Genomic DNA, 6,590 nt, shown 5'->3' with positions numbered 1-6,590 from the left:
AGTATATTAAAAATCCACTTAGTAATGCGCCCACAATCGCTACAAATGGCATTACATATAGTGCTACATCTCCAATTGCATCGTAATAACTTGTGCTTCCATAGGAAATTAATAGCACAACCGCAACCGCTGCTCCTGCGTTGATTCCAATCATACCTGATTCCGTTAATTCATTTCTTGTTACGCTTTGCAATACACAGCCTGCCGTTGATAGGCAAACACCTACTACAATCGCTACACAGATTCGCGGCAGTCGAATATCCCATATTGTTGTTGTTTGAAGAAGTGTTCCTTGACCAAACAGTGTCTTAATCACATCACCAAATGAAATCGAGTAACTTCCCCAAGCAATTGCTAGTAAGAACGTAACTACAAAGAGAATGGTCACGATTATTGAGCTTATATAAACTCGCTTTTTCATTACACACTCTCCTTCCGAATCATCCATATAAATAGAGGTACTCCAACAAGCGATGTGAATAATCCAATTGGTGTCTCATATGGCTGATTTACTAGTCTTGCTAATACATCTGCCCAAATTACAAGTGTTGCTCCGAATAAAAAGGATATCGGCATAACCTTTCGATAATCCTGTCCGAACATTTTACGTACAATATGTGGAACGATTAATCCGATAAATGATACATTTCCCGCAACGGCAACACATACTGCACACATTGGAATCAATAGTAGTAACGTAATCATTCGAATCTTAACGGGATTTTCTCCAAGTCCAATACAGACATCTTCACCTAGATTTACTATATTAATCTTTGGTGCGAAGAACAAGGCTATCCCAGTTGCGATTCCACCTACAACAAGTACTAATCGTACACTATCCCAATTAACCGCACGAAATCCTCCTGAAATCCAAAAGGCAAGACTTTGTGACTTGTTTGTTAATAACGCAATAACTGTAGCCATTGAGATAAAGAATGTACTAAGTGCCGTTCCTGCTAGTAACAATCGCGATATATTCATATTTCTAGCATTCTTCATACTGAATCCTAAAACGAAAAGTCCACTTACCATCGCTCCGATAAATGCTGCTATTGTATTGCCTAATAGTCCATAGATTGACGAACTTGCTCCTACTAGTGCAATTGCAAGTGTTGCACCCTGTGTAATTCCCATTAACGAAGGTTCTGCGACCTCGTTTCTAGTTACACCTTGCATCATTGCCCCTGCCACGCCAAGAATACCGCCAACTAAGGCGGTACAGATTGCTCTTGGCATTCTCACATCTCGGACTATTTGCATATCTAATATCTCTTCAAAACGAAAGATACTATTCCACACCGTTTGTAACGGAATTTGTTTTGCACCTGCACAAATCGCAACCAATAGCCCAACGATTGCAGTTATACTGCACAAGCCAATCAATATAACTTTTTTCTTACTCATTTGTACTTGCTAATAACTCTTCTACTTCTTCTAAAAATGCTAATCGTCCAATTGGGCTATATCCCTGATTGAAGTATGGGCTTGCAGTAAGATTAATCACATGCCCTTCTTTCACAGCATTCACACTATTCCAAATGCTACCATCTGTCAATGTTGCTAAATCTTCATTTGTCGCAACAACAAAGATATAATCGGAATTGATTTCTGCTAATCCTTCATAGGTTACTACTGGTAAACTAACATTTTCTTGTTCTGGCATTCCCTCTGGCTTTGCTAATCCCATATCATCATAGAATATTGTTCCAAGCCCTGCACTATCGAAGATAAATAAGCTTCCGCTACTTGCTAGAAATGATAGATACGATGTCTCTTTACCATATGTTTCTTTGATTCTGTCACCAACTTCACTCGCTTTGCTTAGATATGTATTCATCCATTCTGTTGCTTTTTCCTCTTCACCAAATACTGTTGCAACATGCATAAAGTCTTCTTTCCAGTCCATCTGCTTCATCTCAAGCATTATAACTGGTGCAACTTTAGATAATTGGTCATACATTTTCTCTTGTACTGTTGAAATTACAATTAAATCTGGTTCTAAAGCAATAATTGCTTCTACGTCCATCTCTGCAATCATGCTATAACCTAGGATTTTTGCTTCTTCTAAAACATCTTCAAGGTAAGATGGAAATCTTGTATAATCATAAGCATCACTGTTTGCTGTTCCAACTACATCATATCCTAGAATTGATAGGATATCACTTGTGCCGCTGATATCAACGATTCTTTGTGGATTACTAGGAATCTCGACTGTGCCTTTTATATCAGTAATTGTTCTTGTTGGATTTGCATCTTCTGTGTTTGTATCTTTATTGTTTGCTTTCTTCGTTCCATTTGTTTCAGTCGATTCATTTGTTTCAACCGTTTTATTTGTTTCATTCTTTGTATCTTTGCTTGAGCAACCAACTAGTCCTACCGCTAAAACGATCATGCTCATAGCAACCATCATATACTTTTTCATCATGTAATCTCCTATTATTCTTTATTGTTAGTCCTTCGTGTAACTATTGAAAACTATAGTCTTCACAGTCACCTCTCATTACGGTAACTTTTGTTTTACACCTCTCACTCAAGTTATTCACAACTAACTGTTTTTGAATTATATAGGAATGTGATTTACTTTGCAATACTTTCACCTTTATTAATAATTTTGTAACCTAATCAGATTATTTTTGTATGATTTTACAATTGAATTATATCTAGAAATATGTTTTACTGAAATTACTTAGAATTCTTAATCTGTACACCTATTACATTTATGGAGAATATCATTATGCAAACAAATATTACATCGTCTGATGCATTTACTAAAACGGTTCTTACTGAACTGCAATTTAAACCTATAAAACAGAAGAATTGTATCCTATATCAAAATCCAAACAGACCTGAAGACGGTTATCTGTTATCCTATGTACGCCCGAATTGCTATTCCTTTGGGATTGCTGATTTTACAGTTCCCCATTGTTTTCGACTTACATTCGATAACCCTGAGCATCTAATCCGTTTTGGTATTGTTTATAAAGGTTCTACGAATTTCAAATTAGAGAATCAACCGATCTCCTCTTTTAAACCCTCTTCTTTCTTCGTAATAGAGAAAGGGATCAAAGGGCAGCAGGCTTGGAAGCGTGGAGAACACTATCATGGTGCAGAAATTATACTATATGAATCCTATGTAACGCAGTATCTAAAAGAACACTTTCATTTCGATTTTGACTACAGTAAGTTTTCAGAAAATGTAACATATCCTTATCTTCCACTTGAAGTTAACATGGCACTTGAGAAGATGCAGACTCTTTCTGCTCAGAATTCCTTAAATCCTCTTATATTAGAGAGTTGTATCCTAGAATGTATCTCGGCAATCGTTCAAACGGTAGAATCTTCTTCTGACAATGCATTTACGAAGCAACTTCATTATGGAAAAGTCAAAATTGGAACAAATAAATATCTTCATCTTAGCACAAACGATATCCAGTCCATACAAAAGGCTCATGAAATATTAACAATTAGCTTGCAAGCTCCTCCCACGATTGAACATCTCAGCGAACTTGTACTGCTAAGTCCCCAAAAGTTGAAAGCTGGATTTTCCTATTACTATCATATGTCTATTGGACGTTATATTACCTCTACTCGTATGGCAACGGCTGAAAACCTACTTAGTACAACGAATTTAAGTATCGCTGAAATTGCGGAACAGGTTGGTTATCCTTATGCAAGTAATTTTATTAAGATGTTTCGTCAAACCTATCAATGTACACCACTTGAATACAGACATCGACTAATGTGTTCCTCCTGATTTGTAATCGATTGCTGCTGATTTATCGATAGCATACATGACGTAATCGCCGTATTTGAATTCAAATGTATTCCCATAACTATCTGTCTTTACCACTTGTGAACCTTCCAGTTTCCACATATTACAGTATCCATTCAATGCATTCTCTTTGTTAATATAACTTAGATTTGCTTGCTCCGCCTCTATTTGATATGTGACTATGTCAAAATTGACAATAATATATCCTTTATCAAGCCAAATATCCTCTGTGAAATCAACTCCTCCCTTGTTTTTGATATAGGCTGATAAATCATAATCTTTCGCTAATACATGTACATCACTTGGCAAATAATATTCTCCATACCAGTTTTGCACCGATTGTATCACTGTTTTCGAATCAACTGTGGCAGGAATTGTACCAGTCGGTGTGTATTTTCCAGAACCAATATATGTCCGAAATGTTTTGTCGATACCGATATCACCAAATGTAAACACCGTACCATTTTGTTTTTTTATCTCTTTTGATGTTTTCTCTGTTACAAACGCTGTATTCGCAATCTCTATTTCTGGCACTTGCCAGTATTCACTTCCCAGTACATACATTTTCTTATTAAGCTTGTCTTTATCACTACCTACCTTAATCATGTAATTCCGTTTCGCTTCAAATGTTTCCGTGTAGTAAAGATCAACTTCTTGCCGATTCTGTCCTTTCCTATCGACATAGTAAAACCTTGGTGTTATCTTGATGTAATCCTCTTCATTATACATATTGCCTACTGTCGTAAATTTAAATCTTGTACAATATCCTAATTTAACAGCACCTACTGTATCATCTGTAGGATGACTTCCATTTACAAGTGGAAATGTATACTTTGCTAACCTACCTGTTACCAATCCGTTTTGATTATTAACTCCGACGCTATAGTTTGTTCCCGTTAAAGTGAGGGAATCCTTGTTTCGAAATACACTTTGCCATGTTGGATAATCACTTATATCATATATGGTTAAACCATAAACTCTACCACTTACATTTACAAATATACTATCGATTGCAACATAATCATCAATAATATAATTTGCCAAATACTCTGTCTTATCATAGCCGTTGTTTGCATCACAATTAATTGCAGGTGCTTCAAACTGTATCTCATAGTTTCCTTCGTTAACCCACGTTGGCAGATAAAATGTCGTTTCTTCCGAATCCATTGTAACCCAAGTGTTTGCTTTTATATATCTTGTTCCTTTATATACATCGAATGGAAACTTAGCTTGCTGATATGCTATGTATTTTGCATAGTCTCTATCGCCGTATCCCGGATAATCATTATGACTCCCTGTAGTTGATAGTCTTATCGTAAATGTTTTATCAAGTATTAACGAAGCTCTGTTTGTTTCTGGATTAACCATCTGATTATACGCCTTTAAATCTGTTACTTTTGCATCACAAACCGTTGGCGTATGAACAATAATAGAATTCACTTCTACATCATAATTTTTAGGTAATCCAGATATCACATTAATTGAATCTAGTATTGTAGTTGTTGTATTATACTGTACTACTCCATTCGATTCATATTCCATATTTGCCTTATCCCGTGGTATTACTAGATTCTTCCTATAAATTGCATTCTCATTGCACACTTTTGTTTCTGGTATCTCCGAAGGTCTTGGCCCTTCTTTTAATGTTTCGCTATCGTCCATAATGGTCACGCCATTAAAAACCAGCTTATCATTTGTAACGGTAGGTACTCCAACAATCTTCTCGACGCACTCTGCTATATCCTCATCATTTATCAATGGCTTTGTGTAACCACCTACAATATTTTCTGATACTAGCGTCATATTCTCCTCATATCCTTCTGGATCAAGAACATGATCTTGCCACTTTTTACTTATCTTAGTCTCTATTCTTGGGGCATTAATACCCACAGCTTTTACATAAAGATTGCTCTCTGGTAATGCTTCGTTTTTCACACGCACCCCATCTAATGTATACACGCGTAAGTACGAGACTCGCCAATAGGCAACTTTTCTTTCTACTATAACTTCTTGCGTTTTCGTACTTTCCTCGCTCTTTTCTACATAATCATATATGTCTTCACCCGTTTCTTCGTTGGTATCAACCTTTTCCCAACTTTGCCATGATAATAGATAGGTTTTATCTGCCACTATCGTATATGGTACAGTTACTACTTCTTTTACGAACTTGTATGTATAGAGATATTCTTCCGATGTTGCATTGACATAAACACTTTCTGTCGTTGGTACTCCCTGCTCTACATCAAATTGTTCATTTCCTCTTACATCGGCTTTAATTACTACTTCTGGCGAAGGATCTTCTAATGGCACAAGAATAGAATCCGGCATGATATCATCTTCTGGCTCATCGACGTCATCCTCTGGTTTATACATGGCTATCAACTTTAAACCTTTTGTATCTGTCGCTTCTACTTCTCGATTCATTACCTGCGCAAGTGTTGCACCATCAACACCCTTCTTTAGTTTCCCTTGCATCGACGTTGGCTTGGACATATTCATATAATAGCTTCGATACAGTATATATTTTTTTCCTTTAAATCGATATGTCTCCGGAAATGTATAAGTTACCTTTTCATCAAGTTTAGCCTTTTCCAAATCCTTTATATACATTAGCTCATGTTCCTCAGTATGATACTCTACCGATACTGGTACATCAACGTCTAATTTGGTTGGGTGATATTCTACTGGGATATTGAAGTATTGCTTGAAGTCATTCAATGTACTTGTCCCCCAACTCTCTGCGCCGCTTATACCAGACAATGTATAATAAGGTCCTTTTTTGAAGTTTCCACTATTATAGACTCCGAAAATACCATTT

At 36.4% G+C, this 6,590-nt stretch carries 5 protein-coding genes; 1 reads left to right on the top strand and 4 read right to left on the bottom strand.

Annotated elements, in window-relative coordinates; all coding sequences use genetic code 11:
* The 3 genes from RMR19_RS07045 to RMR19_RS07035 form a co-directional block, all read right to left on the bottom strand.
* Positions 1–421, bottom strand: a 421-nt coding sequence (locus tag RMR19_RS07045; protein ID WP_310602793.1) for an iron chelate uptake ABC transporter family permease subunit, incomplete at its 3' end; no start/stop codon positions are given.
* Complete coding sequence (locus RMR19_RS07040; protein ID WP_310602792.1) at positions 421–1,404, bottom strand: FecCD family ABC transporter permease; 984 nt, start codon at positions 1,402–1,404, stop codon at positions 421–423. The genes RMR19_RS07045 and RMR19_RS07040, both read right to left, overlap by 1 nt.
* On the bottom strand, positions 1,397–2,425 hold the full coding sequence (locus RMR19_RS07035; RefSeq protein ID WP_331654663.1) for an ABC transporter substrate-binding protein: 1,029 nt from the start codon (positions 2,423–2,425) through the stop codon (positions 1,397–1,399). Before RMR19_RS07035 ends, RMR19_RS07040 begins: the two co-directional genes overlap by 8 nt.
* A 309-nt stretch (positions 2,426–2,734) precedes the next feature.
* Between RMR19_RS07035 and RMR19_RS07030 the strand changes: the two genes are divergently transcribed.
* The gene (locus tag RMR19_RS07030) at positions 2,735–3,754 is read left to right on the top strand and encodes a helix-turn-helix transcriptional regulator (protein WP_310602791.1); all 1,020 of its coding nucleotides are present in this window, start codon (positions 2,735–2,737) and stop codon (positions 3,752–3,754) included.
* Here the strand turns inward: RMR19_RS07030 and RMR19_RS07025 are convergent.
* Positions 3,737–6,590: DUF5704 domain-containing protein (locus RMR19_RS07025; protein ID WP_310602790.1), on the bottom strand; the 2,854-nt coding region annotated here is incomplete at its 5' end. The two genes, RMR19_RS07030 and RMR19_RS07025, sit on opposite strands and share 18 nt — an antisense overlap.

The organism is Anaerosporobacter sp. (genome assembly GCF_031551385.1).
Taxonomy (GTDB): Bacteria; Bacillota; Clostridia; order Lachnospirales; family Lachnospiraceae; genus Anaerosporobacter.
Note: the sequence above shows the minus strand (reverse complement) of the source record. Positions and strands in the feature narration are given on the sequence as shown.